We start from the raw sequence: 15,060 nt of genomic DNA, 5'->3' as shown, positions 1-15,060 counted from the left end.
TTTTGTTTACGTTTAGTTTATAAAATTAGAATTGTTCCCAACCTTCATCAGCGGCGACGTGCGCAGGCAAAGCGGGTGCTCGCTTTAATATCGGGGTAGCGATCTTGCGCGGTGCGGATACCGGTTCTGGCTGCTCTGTTAGGCGAAAAACAGAAACTGCACGCGCCAATGCCGCAGCCTGATCTTCCAGCGAACTGGCCGCAGCCGCCGATTGCTCGACTAAAGCGGCGTTCTGCTGCGTGGTGTTGTCCATTTCCACTACCGCTTGCGAAACCTGACTGATTCCCCGGCTCTGTTCATCAGAGGCAGACGCGATTTCACCCATGATGTCACGCACGTGACTTACCGACGTCACGATGGTTTGCATGGTGCTACCGGTGCTCTCTACCAGTTTCTCACCGCTATTAACCCGTTCAACCGACTCGGCGATTAACGCTTCAATCTCTTTTGCCGCCTGGGCTGAACGCTGGGCGAGATTACGGACTTCGCTGGCCACCACGGCAAATCCACGCCCTTGCTCGCCTGCGCGTGCAGCTTCAACCGCTGCGTTTAACGCTAAAATATTGGTCTGGAAAGCGATGCCATTGATAACGCTAGTGATATCTGCAATGCGTTTCGAACTTTGGGTAATTTGCTGCATGGTTTCGACAACCGCCGCCACCTGACGCCCACCGGTTTGCGCCGTGTCTGACGCTTCTGCCGCTAATTTGCTGGCCTGATGAGCATTATCAGCATTTTGTTTCACCGTTGAGCTCAGCTGTTCCATGCTGGCAGCGGTTTGTTCCACAGCCGCGGCCTGCTCTTCGGTACGCGAAGAGAGATCAATATTGCCCGCGCTGATTTCCGTTGCAGCGTGAGACACCTCCAATACACCCGAGCGAATCTCACCGATCATGGTGCGCAAATTGTCTCCCATCGCACCTACGGCGGCGAGCAGCAATCCTAACTCATCACGTCGATCGGTGGTGAGATGCTGGGTTAAATCGCCTTCGGCAATGCGCTGGGTTGCCTGCAACGTGTCGCGCAGCGGCCGGGTAATTTGACGGGAGATCCAAAAAGCGATGATACAGCCGATCAGCAAAGCAATTAACGCCACCAAGACCATCATATTGATGCCTTTTTTAACGCTGCTGGAGGCGATGTCCACTTCCCGCTTCACCAGTTGCTCGACTAAATCGTTCATCTTCTTCGCCTGCTGCGACATGTCCGCTGCGGCTTTTTGCTGCTGAGCAGAAGCAGGAACATAGGAGAGAACGCTTTTTTTATAGCGAATGAGCTGACTTTTCAGCGGCTGCAGCGCCTGCTCCTGCTGCGGTGTGACCAGGCTGGCAAACGTGTCCAGCATCACGGCGGCGTTATCGGCTGCAGTGGAAAGCCTCGCAGCGCTGTTTTCATTTGGGTCGGCCGCAACACCGCGCACCGTATAGTGGACATCGAGCAACGCGTGATCGAGCTTGCTCATCTGCAACTGCAACATCAAGTCAGCGCCCAGGCTCAATTCCTGCTTTATGTCCTGAAAAGCGGCTTCGCTTTTCGACAAATTCCAACTCTCTCTGATCGATTGGCGTGCATTAACAGCCGCAACGAACTGCTGCTGTGATTGCTGATACGCCTTGGCCAGGCCAGGAAACGTGTCGAGCCAGGCACGCATCTCCGCGTTCCAGTACAAGGTGTTTTCCATTTCATTGAAGGACGCCAGGCCTTGTTGCAGGTACTTCTGGCTTTGCGCGATATTTTCTTCAGCGTAATCAGCCTGATAATGGCGCTGCGCAGCCAATGCCTGGTTAACAGCAGCGCTAATCTCCAGACTGTAATTGATCTTCGCATTCCGGTCCTGAATGTCGCGAAACTGGTCGATGCCAGCCACTGCAATGACTGCGGCTAAAATCAAAACCAATCCAAAGCCAACGCCTAGCTTCTTCCCTACTCGTAAATTCTCGATACGTCGTCTGAATGCCTTAATCATGATGATCTGAAGTCCCGTTGCTCAATTGCATGATGAGGATAGTGTTGGCAGTTCCGCACAAAAATTTACTGAGGCGGATAATAGTTGCTGCTGAAATCTTCTATCGGTTGGGACGGGACAAGACTTTAATTGGCGCAGCGGGATTGGATGGGCATTTTGTCGGCGTAAAATGCAATGCACAGACGTTATGGCAGGCTTTAGCCCGATAAAGAACATAAAAAAACCGATGGAATTTCTTCCACCGGTTCATCATGGCGAATTTAACCTAAGGTTAAATTACTTCGCTGAAGCGAAGCGTGCTGCTGCTTCGTCCCAGTTAACCACGTTCCAGAATGCTTTGATGTAATCAGGACGTTTGTTCTGATACTTCAGGTAATACGCATGTTCCCACACGTCCAGACCGATGATTGGGAAACCAGACACGCCGGCAACCGCTTCGCCCATCAGTGGGTTATCCTGGTTTGCGGTTGAAACCACAGCCAGTTTATCACCCTTCTTAACCAGCCACGCCCAGCCAGAACCGAAACGGGTCGCTGCCGCTTTCTCGAATTCTTCCTGGAATTTTTCAAAGCTACCGAAATCTTTTTCGATGGCGGCTTTCAGGTCGCCCTGCAGCGTGGTGCCGATTTTCAGGCCTTTCCAGAACAGGCTGTGGTTAGCGTGGCCACCTGCGTTGTTACGCAGTGGACCTTTTTTGTCTGCTGGCAGCTGATCCAGTTTAGTGATCAGCTCATCCACCGGCAGATCGGCAAATTCAGTGCCTTCCAGCGCCGCGTTGGCGTTGTTGACATAAGTCTGGTGATGTTTGGTGTGATGGATTTCCATCGTCTGCTTGTCGAAATGCGGTTCCAGTGCGTCGTATGCGTAAGGCAGGGATGGCAGTGAATAACTCATGTTCTTCCTCTCCATTTAGTGTTTGAGCAGCACTTGATTGTGAGCGTGCCGCGTAAGCAGTCGAATCATTATAGTTAAATTCATGATCCATAAAAGGGTAATCAATGCCCCATTAAGCATAAGGATTTGAATGGGCTGGCAAAAGCAAACCCTTGTTTTTAAGGCTTGCCGGTACTGGCGCGCATTTTTAGCGTCACGGGAAGTTCATTGAAAACGGGCGGTTCGTCGCCGTTGAGTGCAGCTAACAGACGCTTACCCGCCATTCGCCCCATCTCTTCATAGGGCAGCGCTACGCTGGTCAGGGGTGGCGAACAGACCGCAGATAACTGTCCGCCGCCAATACTGGCGATCGCTAGCTGGCTGGGAATGGCGATGCCCGCCGCGTGGCAAGCCATGATCGCGCCGCAAGCCACCTCTTCAGTAGTGCAAATCAGCACATCCAGTTCAGGCCACGTCAAACGAATTTCCGCCAGCAGTGCGTGCCCGGTGGCGAAGGTTGGCGGCTTCGGTGAGGTAACAACACGATGCGGTGCCTGATTCATCGCCAACATTCCGCTGTGCCAGCCATTTAGCAGTTGTCTGAAAACGGTACTGTTGGTTTGGGTGCAGAGTAAACCTAAGTTGCGATAGCCGCGATCAACCAGATTTTGCACCAGTTGGCGAATCGCTTTAGCGTAATCAACGCCGACGCTGATCCCGGTGGAATCATGATGTACACCGCCAATATCAATCACAGGCAAACCGGAATTACTCAGCAGCCGATGCGCGTCAGAAGCGTTATCAAAGTTAAAGTGCACCATTGCCGCTGGGTTGTAGGAAAGCAGCATCTCTATCAGCTCGCTCTCTTCGGCCGCCGAATGGTTCGCTTCAGCCAACATCATGTTGTATCCCTGCGGACGTAGCACTTCCTGCAAGGCTTCGGATACCGCCGCGCAGCCTGGCGTGGCAAAAGACGGCACCACCATCGTGACTAATCGTGAGGATGCTGAAGCCAAATTACGTGCCTGCACGTTAGGCACATAGCCCAACTCAATTACTGCCGCATCGATTTTTTCACGGATATCAGCAGAGACTTTTTCTGGCATGCGCAACGCACGCGAGGCGGTCATCGTACTCACACCCACTAAACGGGCAACATCGGCTAACGTACTTTTGCCAGTACTGCGCCGTCGCTTCTCTGCCATGCGTTCTCCTGACTGGCTAGCCTTTTTCAACTGGACGCAGCTTAAGATTAATTAGGGCGTCGCGCCATGTTAAAAGCCACACTTTTGGTTATCCCTGAGTGAGTAACAGGAAATCAGAAAAACTCAGCCTGTCAGCGTGCTGCAAACAACGCAATCACGATCACACAAAATGTTAGCGATAACACAGTTTTTAACAATATTCATGTTAGCGCTAACTTTTGCGACTACCATCACAGAAAGTCGTTCACTAAATCACCCAGAATGCAGGTCATTCAGCCACCAACGGAAACTCAAGATGCTTACTCAATGGCTTAACGCTGATGCGATTCATATCGTTGACGATGTTATCGACTGGCAAGACGCAGTACGTAAATCTGCTGAACCGCTGCTGGCACAAGGCGCGATTACGCCCGCTTACCTCGACGCTATCTTTACGTCACATGCTGAAATCGGCCCCTATTACGTGTTGGCGCCAGGATTAGCCATGCCGCATGCGCGACCAGAACAGGGCGCACATAAAAATGGCCTGTCGCTGCTGCATGTGAAGAACGGCGTTAATTTTGATGCGGATGAAAACGATCCTGTCTACGTGGTGATTATGCTGTGCGCCTTCTCTGGCGAAGAGCATATCCAGATGATTACCGCGTTGGCTGAACTCTTCAGCGATGATTCACGCCTGCAACAGCTGTTGTCGGCAAATACCTTACCCGCCATTCAGGCGGTTATTCACTCGTAAATCACCAGAGATAACGAACATGAAAAAAGTACTGATTGTGTGTGGCAACGGTTTAGGCAGCAGCTTTATTGTTGAAATGAACGTGAAAAAGATTGTGGCGGAATTAGGTAAAGAAGCTGACGTCAGCCATACCGATTTAACCTCGGCCAAATCAGAACAGGCTGATCTGATTATTGCTGCCAAGGATATTGCCGAACAACTCGCAGGCCACAGCGCCCCCCTATTTGGTTTAACCAATTTATTGGATAACGCACGTATTAAAGAGATCCTGGCTGAAAACCTGTAATTACCTTATTTCAAAATCCTGACTCTTTTTCGCTGCAATAATTCGGCAAGCCCATCGCTGCTTATCACAAAGATAAACGTGTTAATGCGCTAAATGGGCGAGGCCAATGCACATGCAACGTAAATTATGATGGATATTGCATGGAGCCGCTTATGCTGCAATTTATTATTAAGGATGTTCTTGGAACACCTGCAATACTTGTCGGCCTGTTTTCACTGATCGGTTTATTACTGCAAAAGAAACCGATCAGTGATGTTATTTCGGGCACCCTAAAAACCATCATGGGTTTTGTTATTCTGATTGCCGGGGCCAATTTAATTGCCGCCACGCTCACCATTTTCAGCCAACTGTTTGAACACTCCTTCTCGATTCAGGGCGTGGTGCCAAATACCGATGCAATGGCGGCGCTGGCGCAGAAGAATTACGGCACTGAAACCGCAATGATCATGGTATTCGGTATGCTGGTGAACATTTTGCTGGCGCGCATTACGCCGCTGAAATACATCTTCCTGACCGGCCATCACACCTTATATATGTCAGCGATGCTGGCGGTGATTTTGTCGGTGGGCGGCATCAGTGGTTTCTGGCTGGTGTTTATTGGTGCGCTGATTCTCGGCACCATGATGGTGGTTTCTCCCGCCATTTTGCAGCCGTTTACGCGTAAAATTACCAATTCAGATGATTTGGCACTGGGTCACTTTGGCTCAAGCGGCTATCTGCTGGCTGCGCTGGTCGGCAAAGTGGTGGGTAAAGGCAGCCCTTCCATTGAAGAGCTAAAAGTACCGAAAACCCTGAACTTCCTGCGTGACTCTTCCGTTGCCATCTCGCTGACCATGATGATTCTGTTTATCGCGCTGGTGCTGGTGGCAGGCAAAACGTTCACGGAAACGCAAGTCAGTGACGGGCAGAACTTCATTGTCTTCGCCATCATTCAGTCAATCACTTTTGCCGCAGGCGTCTATATCATCCTTGCTGGTGTACGCATGGTAATTGCCGAAATCGTGCCAGCCTTTAAAGGCATTGCTGACAAACTGATTAAAGACGCGAAACCCGCACTGGATTGCCCAACGGTATTCCCGTTTGCGCCAAACGCCGTGATTATTGGCTTTCTGTGTAGCTTTGCCGCTGGCCTGATCAGCATGTTTCTCTGCCCGCTATTTGGTTTGAGCGTCATTGTTCCCGGCCTTGTTCCGCACTTTTTCTGCGGAGCCACCGCAGGCGTGTACGGCAATATTACCGGTGGACGCCGTGGTGCGGTAATCGGCTCCTTCGTTCAGGGGTTGCTGATCTCATTCCTGCCCGCCATTTTGTTGCCGCTCATGGGCGATCTCGGTTTCGCTTCCACCACGTTTGGTGATGCAGACTTCGGTATTGTCGGCATTATTCTCGGCCACATTATCTCTTTCTTCCATTGAGGTGATGAGCGGCCCTAAGCCGCTCATATAATGAGGAATCACTATGATCGCCAAATTTTCCCCTTCGCTGATGTGCATGGATTTAACCCGCTTTCGCGAACAGATTGAAGCCATGAATAATTACGCAGCTTTTTATCATGTTGATATTATGGATGGCAGCTACGTTAAAAATATTACGCTGTCGCCCTTCTTTATTGAGCACCTGCGAAAAATCACCGACGTCCCGATTGATGTACATCTAATGGTTAATCATCCAGAAGATATTATTCCCATGTGCATTGAATCCGGTGCAGATATCATTAGCTTTCATCCGGAAACCGCGAACAATAAAATATTTCGCTTATTAACGCAGATCAAAGAGGCGGGTCGGCGCTGCGGCGTGGTATTAAACCCGGCAACACCCGCTGATAGCATTCGAGAATATGCGCATTTATTAGATAAAGTGACGGTAATGTCAGTTGATCCCGGTTTTGCCGGACAAAAATTCATCCCGGAAACGCTGGATAAAATCCGCAAATTGATTGAAATGCGTAAAGAGCATGGCTTTCACTATTTAACTGAGATAGACGGTTCCTGCAACGCCAAAACCTTTAAACAGGTCGCCGCTTCTGGCGTAGAGGTGTTTATCGTGGGGACATCCGGCTTATTCAATCTGGATAATGATGTCGCGGAAGCCTGGCAGAAGATGGAATCGATTTTCGCCCGCGAGACGGCGGCGTAACAGTAAACCGGCGGCAATTACGCCGCCGGTTTACATTTTCCTGTTATTTGCCTAATTCGCGCAGTGATTTGTCTAATGCGCCAACCAGCCAGTCAATATCGCTTTCCTGAAATGCCAACGGCGGGCGCAGCTTCAATACGTTGCCGTAAGGCCCGGCTACTGAAGTCAACACGCGATGCTCACGGAGTTTCTCAATCACGTTCAATGCCAGTGTTTTGTCCGGCGTTTTGCTGCTGCGATCTTCTACCAGCTCAAAGCCGATAAACAATCCGGCACCGCGCACGTCACCGACGCATTCAAATCGCGCCATTAATTTGCTCAACTCAGCGTGTAACTTCGCGCCCACTACGCGGCTGTGCTCTTGCAACTCTTCTTCTTTGATCACTTTCAACACCGCCTGCGCCGCCGCCATCGCCACGGGATTACCACCAAAGGTGTTGAAGTAAGGAATCTCGTCGCTGAACGCCGCCAGCACATCGCTTTTCGCCAGCAAGCCAGAAACAGGAATGCCGTTGCCCATCGGTTTACCGGTGGTAATCACATCTGGCACCACGCCATGACGACCAAAGCCCCAGAACGCATCACCGGTTCGCCCAAAGCCTGGCTGCACTTCATCAGCGATAAAAATACCGCCGTTGGCATGTACCACATCGACCGCTTTTTTCAGGAAGCCACGCGGGTTAGGCAACACGCCGTCTGAGGAGAAAATCGAGTCCGCGAGGAAGCCAGCAAATTTAATGCCGTGTGCTTTCATGTCATCGATTTGCTTTTGAATTTCAGTGGCGAACCATTCGCCTAAATCTGGCGCATCGACACGATACGCATCCGGAGGCATCACTAAACGCGTGGTCGCTGCCAAAGGTTGACCGCTTCCCAACGCGGGCGACGCGCCTGATGTCAGTTCGCTGGTGCCGTGATACGCCTCTTTGGTAACAATGATGCCGGTTCCGCCGCTAAAGGCGCGCGCTACGCGAATTGCCAAATCGTTGGCTTCTGAACCCGTGCACATATACATGGCGCGATCGATCTCATCCGGGGTGGTCGCCAGCAATTCTTCGCTGTAGTTGAGAATGTTTTCATGCAGATAACGCGTGTGGGTATTCAGCATTTTCATCTGCTGCGTGACCGCGTCAATCACTGCGGGATGACAATGCCCGATGCTCGCCACGTTGTTGTAAACGTCGAGATATTTATCACCCGCCGCATCCCACAAATATTGCCCTTCGCCGCGCACCAGATGCACCGGTTTGCGGTAGAACAGGCGATACGATTCGCCCAGCACTTTGCTGCGTTTATCGGTTAGCTTTCGCGTATCGACGTCCAGCGCCTCAGCATCTTCTGCCCGAAAACTGTTGGTATCCATGATGGTAGAACGCGTAACCATGATCACTCCCGTTGCGAAGGTAAAAGGGATGCAGCTGATAAAGCCATCTTGCCTGCTTTTATTTTAAATGCAACAAAATACACAAATACAACTAAATACACATGACGCCGTTACTGCGCTCAGGTAAGCTTAGGCAGATGTTCAAGGTATCTCTGAACGCTTCATAAGGAATTTTTCATGTTGCAGGAAACGCGCCTTCACCGTATTCGCGCCTTGTTGAGTACGCTCAATCAAGTCAGTACTGAGCGCATCATCAAAGAGCTGGGCATTTCACGTGAGACGGCGCGGCGCGACATCATTGAACTGGAAGCCCAAGGGTTGGCGCGCCGGGTACATGGTGGTTTAGTGGCCATTGCTACGCAGCCGGAGCCGCCGCTAACCGTGCGTCGAGCAGCACAAGCGAAAGAGAAACAGGCGATAGCTCAAGCGGCAGCGCAATTATTACAGCCAGGCCAAACGCTGTTTCTGGATGCTGGCAGCACCACCACGTTACTGGCAGAAGCGCTACGCACCATGTCCGGCCTGACCATTTTGACCAACAGTTTGCAAGCCGCGCTGGCGCTTAGCGCGGGAGAAGAGCATGAGAGCCTGAATAATCAGATTATTTTATTGGGCGGAAATATGAGCGCAGGCGCACATCAAACGCGCGGTGAGATTACCGTTGGCGAGATCATGCGTTATCGTGCCGATGTCGCCCTGCTTTCACCGGTTGGCATTGACGCAAAAAGCGGAGCAACCAGCTTTCATCCCCATGAAGCCGCCATTGCCCGCGCCATGGTGAACCAGTCAAAACAGTGCTATTTGCTGGCCGATCACAGCAAATTAGGCGTGGTTAGCCGCACGGTGTACGCGCCACCGCAAGAGATTGATTTGTTGATTACCGATAATGGCGGCGACAAACCTGCGGCGCTTGAGGCGCTACACCAGGTTTTGCCGCAGGTGTTAATGGTTTAAATCAGCCGCTGTGGATGGGTGTAGATGGTCGCGCGACCCGGCTTGCTAAAGCCAACCAGTGTTAAATTGCACCGTTCCGCCACGTCAACGGCAAGGCGTGTTGCCGCAGAAACGGCAAACAAGATTTCAACGCCGCACATCGCTGACTTCTGCACCATCTCATAACTGGCGCGGCTGGAAACCAGCACCGCGCCCTGATTCCAGTGGGTTTGGCTGCGATAGCCCAACAGCTTATCCAGCGCCACGTGACGCCCAACGTCTTCACTCCCGCCCGTCAGTTCGCCGTTGGGTTGAATCCACGCCGCTGCATGCGTACAGCCGGTTCTCTGGCCAACCGGCTGAAAATCTTTCAGCTGCCCTAACGCCCGATCCAAATTAGCCAGTTCAAAAGTCTGAGTGAAAGGCAGCGGCGTGACCGGTTTACCAATCTGATCCAACTGTTCGACACCGCACACGCCGCAGCCCGTGCGGCCAGCTAACGCTCGGCGCTGCTCTTTTAGCGCCATAAAACGGCGGCTGGAAAGCTCAATCTGCACTTCTATGCCGTTGCAGTTCGGCACCACATCCAGACCAAAAATCTCGTTGGGCGCATCAATAATGCCTTCTGAAAGCGAAAAGCCCAGCGCGAATGCCTCAAGATCTTTGGGTGTCGCCATCATCACAACGTGCGAAATACCGTTGTAGACCAGCGCCACCGGCACCTCTTCCGCTAACCAATCGGCTTGTGATTGCGCTAAATCGCTGCGCTGCCAGACCTGGGTTTTTTGCAGCCCCACGATCTCGATCTCGTTCATGTCACTTTCCGCTTCGTTTCGTTTCACTTTGTCTTTGTCCGACTAAAACCACAATGAGTAAAAGGCATTATCGCGTCGCTTTTCAAGCCACCGCTTATTCTGAACCCACACCGCAACGGCGACAAGCTAACAGCACAAAGCGGTAACGATAAAGAAACCCGTCATGAAAAAGCGCGATCGCTTTGTACGCTACACCGCGCATTAATCACTAAATTCTGGCGTTCTGCTTGGTGTTGGTGTCGTGATATTTACTGCATTCATACTGATGTTTATGTATTACTGGAAACATAACCCGGTTAACTGGAAAGATCGGTTCTGGGCAAAAAACATCGATAAAATCGTCCTGAACGAAGAGGACGGTGACACCGGTAGAGATAACTTTGGTCAGAAAGGTCGGTTCTGGGCTGCTATCATCAGCTTAGTCCTGCTGCTTGTCAGCGGCATTGTCATCTGACGCCCTTGCTTTGCTGGCGCGTTTGCCATTCCGTTGATTCGCCTGGCGTTGGTGGTGCATTCGGTGTCGGCAGCGGCACTGATTATCGTCATTATGGTGCACATTTATGCCGCGCTTTGGGTCAAAGGCACCCTTACTGCGATGGCGGAAGGCTGGGTCTCGTTAAACTGGGCGAGACAGCAGCATCCTCGCGGGTATCGTAAGCAGCGTAATCGGCCAAAAAAACAGGAAATACGCCCCTGATGAGTATTCGCATAATCCCGCAAGACCAGCCGGAGAAGAGCGATAAAACGACGGCGGAGATGATTCCGCCATTACTTTTCCCCAGGCTGAAAAATTTATACAGTCGACGCGCGGCGCGATTGCGCGATCTGGCGGCAAAAAATCCACTGGGTGACTATCTGCGCTTTGCCGCGGTCATTGCCGAGGCGCAAGAGATTGTCCTTTATGATCATCCGCTCCACATGGATTTGCATGCCCGACTGGTACAAAGCGCCAGCGAAGAGAAACCGCCGCTGGATATTCACACTTTGCCGCGTGACCTGCACTGGCACCGTTTGCTGCACTCGCTGATTGCCGAACTTAAACCAGAGATGAGCGGTCAGGCGCTGGCGGTGCTGGAGAATCTGGAAAAGGCGTCGGCAAGCGAGCTGGAAACGCTTGCCAGCGCGCTGTTTGCAGGTGAATTTGCGCAGGTCAGCAGCGACAAATCCCCGTTTATTTGGGCAGCGCTGTCGATTTACTGGGCGCAAATGGCGTCGCTGATCCCTGGCAAAGCGCGTGCCGAATATGGCGAACAGCGTCAGTTCTGCCCGGTTTGCGCCAGCAAGCCCGTTGCCAGCGTCGTTCACATGGACCCTAACGACAGTTCACGCTATCTGCACTGCAATCTGTGCGAAAGCGAATGGTATGTTACATACAACAAATGTACTTATTGCGAGCAAACACGCGATCTGCATTACTGGTCGCTGGACAGCGAGCGAGCGGCAGTGAAAGCGGAAAGTTGTGGTGATTGCGGCACTTATCTCAAACTGTTGTATCAGGAAAAAAATCCTGCGGTTGACCCCGTGGCGGACGATCTCGCCTCGCTGGTGTTAGATGCACGCATGGAACAGGAAGGTTTTGCTCGTAGCAGCCTCAATCCGTTCTTATTTCCGGGTGAACAGTAATTTTCAGGCAAGTCGTGTAGGTAGTTAAACGTCTATTGGAGGCCCCTAATGAAACTGATTGGCAGCTATACCAGCCCGTTTGTACGTAAAATTTCCATCATCATGCTGGAAAAAGGCATCATATTTGAGTTCGTAAATGCATCGCCCTACAGCGATGAAAGCCACGTTCCTCAATACAATCCGTTAGGGAAAGTGCCTGCGTTGGTAGCTGACGATCAGCAGATCTGGTTTGATTCCTCAATTATTGCCGAATTCCTCGAACTCCGTGGCGACGCACCTGCGTTATTACCTGATGATCCCCTTGCAGCCTTACACATTCGCCAACTGGAAAAGCTGGCGGACGGCGTCAGCGATGCAGCTTTGGTGATCGTGCGGGAACAACTGCGTCCCGGCGATCTGCAATCTGAAGAGGTACTGCTGCGCAACCGTGAGAAAATTCAGCGTGGCCTCGATATGCTGGAAAAAAATGCCGCCGAGAAAAAACACCTCAACAGTGAGCAGGTTAACCTGGCCGATATCGCTGTGGGCTGCATGATTGGTTATCTCAACTTCCGCCGTGTGGTGCCTAACTGGTGCGTGAATCGCCCGGCGCTGGTCAAGCTGGCCGAAACGCTGTTTAAGCGCGAAAGTTTCGCGCGCACTACGCCACCTTCAGCCTGATCCATGACACATCGCCTGTTCAGCCTTGCCCAAAAATAAGCCAGGATGTAAGAAATACTCTTACATCAGATAACGATAGTGGCGCGTACCAGGCGTTTGATTTAGCTGATGAACTTCGTAAGTTTATTGAATCACTGAATGAATCAGGCGACTGCCGTACGCAAAGCGAAATGGTGCGGGACGAGATGTGAAAAGCAGGCTAATACGCAACTGGACATCCTAAAAGCGCGATTAAAAGAAGGGGTGGAAAGTGGTGAGCCAGAAGAGTGGGACAGGAAAGCTTTTTTAAAAATGAGTAAAGTCAGAATGCACCATAAAAAAGGGAGACGATGATCTTCGTCTCCCTTTTTAGATTATGAATTCAGCTTACTGCAACAGTGAAATATCCGCGACCTGTAAGAACAGTTCACGCAATTTCGACAGCAGCGTCAAACGGTTAACGCGCACGGCGGGATCTTCTGCATTAACCATAACCTTATCGAAGAAGTTATCTACCGCTTCACGCAGTTGCGCCAGTTCAATTAGCGCATCCTGATAACGGCCTTCCGCGAAGTAAGGTTGCAGTTTACTGCTCAAAGCGGTCACGAAGGTCGCCAACTGGATCTCTTCATTCTCTTTCAGCAGCGAAGCCTGCACGCTGTCGTTCAGGGTTTCCGTCGATTTAGCCAGAATGTTAGACACACGCTTGTTGGCTGCTGCCAACGCTGCGGCAGCTTCCAGCGAGCGGAAGTGCGATACCGCTTTCATGCGCGCATCAAAGTCAGCCGGACGCGTTGGACGACGCGCCAACACCGCTTGCAGCGTATCAATGCTGTGACCTTCTTCCTGATACCAGCTGCGGAAACGTCCCAGCATAAAGTCGATAACATCATCAACCGCTTTGGCATTGCTCAGCTTGGTACCATATAAACGCACAGCTTCTTCGGTCAGCGTTTGCAGGTCGAGCGGCAGGTTCTTCTCGACGATAATACGCAGCACGCCCAGCGCGGCACGGCGCAGCGCGAACGGATCTTTATCACCTTTCGGATGCTGGCCAATACCGAAAATACCCGCCAGCGTGTCCATTTTGTCAGCAATCGCCAATGCGCAAGCAACAGGGCTGGATGGCAATTCATCACCCGCGAAACGCGGCTGGTATTGCTCGTTCAGCGCCACCGCGACGTCTTCGGCTTCGCCATCATGGCGCGCGTAGTGCATGCCCATCACGCCTTGCGTGTCGGTGAACTCAAACACCATATTGGTCATCAGGTCACACTTCGACAGCAAACCGGCGCGCGTCGCATGATTAACGTCTGCGCCAATCTGCGCAGCAATCCAGCCTGCTAAAGCCTGAATACGATCGGTTTTATCACGCAGCGTGCCCAGATCTTTCTGGAACAGCACGGTTTCAAGGCGCGGCAGATTCTCTTCCAGACGCTTTTTCCGATCGTTATTGAAGAAGAATTCCGCATCCGCCAGACGTGGGCGAACCACTTTTTCATTACCGGAAATAATCTGCTGTGGATCGCTGGATTCGATGTTGGTGACGAAAATGAAGTTCGGCAACAGGTTGCCGTCATTGTCGTAAACCGGGAAATATTTCTGGTCACCTTTCATGGTGTAAACCAGCGCTTCAGCCGGAACCTTGAGGAATTTCTCTTCAAAGGTTGCGGTCAGCACCACCGGCCACTCCACCAGCGAGGTCACCTCTTCCAGCAGGCTATCGCTCAGATCCGCGACGCCGCCCAATTGACGTGCCGCCGCTTCGGCATCCGCTTTGATCATCGCTTTACGCGTCTGATAATTTGCGATCACCTGGCCGCGTTTTTCCAAAATTTCTGGATACTGATCGGCATTCTCAAGCGTGATCTCTTTTTCGCCCATGAAGCGGTGCCCGCGAATAATGCGTGCAGACTCAATGCCTAAAATGGTGCCTGGAATCAGCTCATCGCCCAACAGCAGCGTCACGGTATGCACCGGACGCACGAACTGTACGTCGCTCGCACCCCAGCGCATCAGCTTTGGTACTGGCAGCTTGCTCAGCGCCGTGGCGATCATCGCCGGCAGCAGCGCTTGCGCCGTTTCACCTTTAACTTGCGCACGGTGAACCAGCCATTCGCCTTTGTCGGTGCTCAAGCGTTCTGCTTGATCAACGGTAATGCCGTTGCCACGCGCCCAGCCTTCAGCCGCTTTAGTGGCATTGCCTTCGGCATCAAAAGCGGCGGCAATCGCTGGGCCGCGTTTTTCAACTTCACGATCTGGCTGTGCAGCACTCAATGTGGCGACTTTCAGCGCCAGACGGCGCGGCGAAGCAAACCAGCTCACTTCGCCGTGAGCCAGATTCGCTGCATCCAGTTCAGCGGTGACCTGAGCAGCAAAGGCTTCCGCCAGACTGCGCAGGGCTTTTGGTGGCAGCTCTTCGGTGCCAATTTCCACCAGGAAGGTTTTATCTGTCATGGCTGCC

The 15,060-nt window shown here is 51.9% G+C and carries 13 protein-coding genes and 2 pseudogenes; 9 read left to right on the top strand and 6 right to left on the bottom strand.

The window, feature by feature from the left end:
* Nucleotides 1–25 precede the first annotated feature (25 nt).
* The 3 genes from ACF2G4_RS14875 to ACF2G4_RS14865 form a co-directional block, all read right to left on the bottom strand.
* Nucleotides 26–1,966 (bottom strand): methyl-accepting chemotaxis protein, encoded by a 1,941-nt coding sequence (locus ACF2G4_RS14875; protein WP_409075070.1) that lies wholly within the window; start codon nucleotides 1,964–1,966, stop codon nucleotides 26–28.
* Nucleotides 1,967–2,242: 276 nt separating this feature from the next.
* Nucleotides 2,243–2,860 carry a superoxide dismutase [Mn] gene (sodA, locus tag ACF2G4_RS14870; RefSeq protein WP_243079760.1) on the bottom strand — a complete coding sequence of 206 codons (618 nt, stop codon included), beginning with the start codon at nucleotides 2,858–2,860 and terminating at the stop codon, nucleotides 2,243–2,245.
* A gap of 158 nt (nucleotides 2,861–3,018) precedes the next feature.
* Nucleotides 3,019–4,044, bottom strand: coding sequence for a LacI family DNA-binding transcriptional regulator (locus ACF2G4_RS14865; RefSeq protein WP_243079761.1), 1,026 nt, complete (start codon nucleotides 4,042–4,044; stop codon nucleotides 3,019–3,021).
* A gap of 295 nt (nucleotides 4,045–4,339) precedes the next feature.
* Between ACF2G4_RS14865 and ACF2G4_RS14860 the strand changes: the two genes are divergently transcribed.
* From ACF2G4_RS14860 to alsE, 4 genes are all read left to right on the top strand, one after another.
* Nucleotides 4,340–4,780 (top strand): PTS sugar transporter subunit IIA, encoded by a 441-nt coding sequence (locus ACF2G4_RS14860; protein WP_409075069.1) that lies wholly within the window; start codon nucleotides 4,340–4,342, stop codon nucleotides 4,778–4,780.
* A 19-nt stretch (nucleotides 4,781–4,799) separates the two neighbouring features.
* Complete coding sequence (locus ACF2G4_RS14855; protein WP_243079763.1) at nucleotides 4,800–5,066, top strand: PTS sugar transporter subunit IIB; 267 nt, start codon at nucleotides 4,800–4,802, stop codon at nucleotides 5,064–5,066.
* Nucleotides 5,067–5,218: 152 nt separating this feature from the next.
* The gene (locus ACF2G4_RS14850; RefSeq protein WP_409075068.1) at nucleotides 5,219–6,481 is read left to right on the top strand and encodes a PTS ascorbate transporter subunit IIC; all 1,263 of its coding nucleotides are present in this window, start codon (nucleotides 5,219–5,221) and stop codon (nucleotides 6,479–6,481) included.
* Nucleotides 6,482–6,524: 43 nt separating this feature from the next.
* Nucleotides 6,525–7,202 (top strand): D-allulose 6-phosphate 3-epimerase, encoded by a 678-nt coding sequence (gene alsE, locus ACF2G4_RS14845; RefSeq protein WP_409075067.1) that lies wholly within the window; start codon nucleotides 6,525–6,527, stop codon nucleotides 7,200–7,202.
* A 43-nt stretch (nucleotides 7,203–7,245) separates the two neighbouring features.
* Here the strand turns inward: alsE and ACF2G4_RS14840 are convergent, their stop codons facing one another.
* Complete coding sequence (locus ACF2G4_RS14840) at nucleotides 7,246–8,586, bottom strand: aspartate aminotransferase family protein (RefSeq protein ID WP_409075066.1); 1,341 nt, start codon at nucleotides 8,584–8,586, stop codon at nucleotides 7,246–7,248.
* Between the two features lie 177 nt (nucleotides 8,587–8,763).
* On the opposite strand from ACF2G4_RS14840, the gene ACF2G4_RS14835 reads away from it, so the two are divergent.
* Complete coding sequence (locus tag ACF2G4_RS14835; RefSeq protein WP_215848044.1) at nucleotides 8,764–9,540, top strand: DeoR/GlpR family DNA-binding transcription regulator; 777 nt, start codon at nucleotides 8,764–8,766, stop codon at nucleotides 9,538–9,540.
* Here ACF2G4_RS14835 and fdhD read toward each other — a convergent pair.
* Nucleotides 9,537–10,334: a formate dehydrogenase accessory sulfurtransferase FdhD gene (gene fdhD / locus ACF2G4_RS14830; protein WP_409075065.1), complete on the bottom strand. Its 798-nt coding sequence runs from the start codon at nucleotides 10,332–10,334 to the stop codon at nucleotides 9,537–9,539. The two genes, ACF2G4_RS14835 and fdhD, sit on opposite strands and share 4 nt — an antisense overlap.
* A 232-nt stretch (nucleotides 10,335–10,566) precedes the next feature.
* Here fdhD and ACF2G4_RS14825 point away from each other — a divergent pair.
* The 4 genes and pseudogenes from ACF2G4_RS14825 to ACF2G4_RS14810 form a co-directional block, all read left to right on the top strand.
* Nucleotides 10,567–11,031, top strand: a pseudogene (locus ACF2G4_RS14825) (formate dehydrogenase subunit gamma); the annotation flags it as partial.
* A complete protein-coding gene (gene fdhE, locus ACF2G4_RS14820; RefSeq protein WP_409075064.1) occupies nucleotides 11,031–11,957 on the top strand; it encodes a formate dehydrogenase accessory protein FdhE in 927 nt (308 codons plus the stop codon). The pseudogene ACF2G4_RS14825 and the gene fdhE, both read left to right, overlap by 1 nt.
* 48 nt (nucleotides 11,958–12,005) lie before the next feature.
* Nucleotides 12,006–12,617, top strand: coding sequence for a glutathione S-transferase (locus ACF2G4_RS14815; RefSeq protein ID WP_243079769.1), 612 nt, complete (start codon nucleotides 12,006–12,008; stop codon nucleotides 12,615–12,617).
* Between the two features lie 125 nt (nucleotides 12,618–12,742).
* A pseudogene (locus ACF2G4_RS14810) lies at nucleotides 12,743–12,950 on the top strand (type II toxin-antitoxin system ParD family antitoxin).
* 33 nt (nucleotides 12,951–12,983) lie between these two features.
* Here ACF2G4_RS14810 and glyS read toward each other — a convergent pair.
* Entirely contained in the window at nucleotides 12,984–15,053 is a 2,070-nt protein-coding gene (gene glyS, locus ACF2G4_RS14805; RefSeq protein WP_409075063.1) for a glycine--tRNA ligase subunit beta, read from the bottom strand.
* Between the last annotated feature and the right edge of the window lie 7 nt (nucleotides 15,054–15,060).

The organism is Pantoea phytostimulans (assembly GCF_046118715.1).
Lineage (GTDB): Bacteria > Pseudomonadota > Gammaproteobacteria > Enterobacterales > Enterobacteriaceae > Pantoea > Pantoea phytostimulans.
The sequence above is the reverse complement of the archived record's forward strand: the minus strand, read 5'-3'. Positions and strand labels throughout refer to the sequence as shown.

What these genes read in the sequence shown, in the direction of transcription:
- ACF2G4_RS14875 (WP_409075070.1), bottom strand. Translation starts at nt 1,966, where the DNA reads ATGATTAAGGCATTCAGACGACGTATCGAGAATTTACGAGTAGGGAAG.
- sodA (WP_243079760.1), bottom strand. Translation starts at nt 2,860, where the DNA reads ATGAGTTATTCACTGCCATCCCTGCCTTACGCATACGACGCACTGGAA.
- ACF2G4_RS14865 (WP_243079761.1), bottom strand. Translation starts at nt 4,044, where the DNA reads ATGGCAGAGAAGCGACGGCGCAGTACTGGCAAAAGTACGTTAGCCGAT.
- ACF2G4_RS14860 (WP_409075069.1), top strand. Translation starts at nt 4,340, where the DNA reads ATGCTTACTCAATGGCTTAACGCTGATGCGATTCATATCGTTGACGAT.
- ACF2G4_RS14855 (WP_243079763.1), top strand. Translation starts at nt 4,800, where the DNA reads ATGAAAAAAGTACTGATTGTGTGTGGCAACGGTTTAGGCAGCAGCTTT.
- ACF2G4_RS14850 (WP_409075068.1), top strand. Translation starts at nt 5,219, where the DNA reads ATGCTGCAATTTATTATTAAGGATGTTCTTGGAACACCTGCAATACTT.
- alsE (WP_409075067.1), top strand. Translation starts at nt 6,525, where the DNA reads ATGATCGCCAAATTTTCCCCTTCGCTGATGTGCATGGATTTAACCCGC.
- ACF2G4_RS14840 (WP_409075066.1), bottom strand. Translation starts at nt 8,586, where the DNA reads ATGGTTACGCGTTCTACCATCATGGATACCAACAGTTTTCGGGCAGAA.
- ACF2G4_RS14835 (WP_215848044.1), top strand. Translation starts at nt 8,764, where the DNA reads ATGTTGCAGGAAACGCGCCTTCACCGTATTCGCGCCTTGTTGAGTACG.
- fdhD (WP_409075065.1), bottom strand. Translation starts at nt 10,334, where the DNA reads ATGAACGAGATCGAGATCGTGGGGCTGCAAAAAACCCAGGTCTGGCAG.
- fdhE (WP_409075064.1), top strand. Translation starts at nt 11,031, where the DNA reads ATGAGTATTCGCATAATCCCGCAAGACCAGCCGGAGAAGAGCGATAAA.
- ACF2G4_RS14815 (WP_243079769.1), top strand. Translation starts at nt 12,006, where the DNA reads ATGAAACTGATTGGCAGCTATACCAGCCCGTTTGTACGTAAAATTTCC.
- glyS (WP_409075063.1), bottom strand. Translation starts at nt 15,053, where the DNA reads ATGACAGATAAAACCTTCCTGGTGGAAATTGGCACCGAAGAGCTGCCA.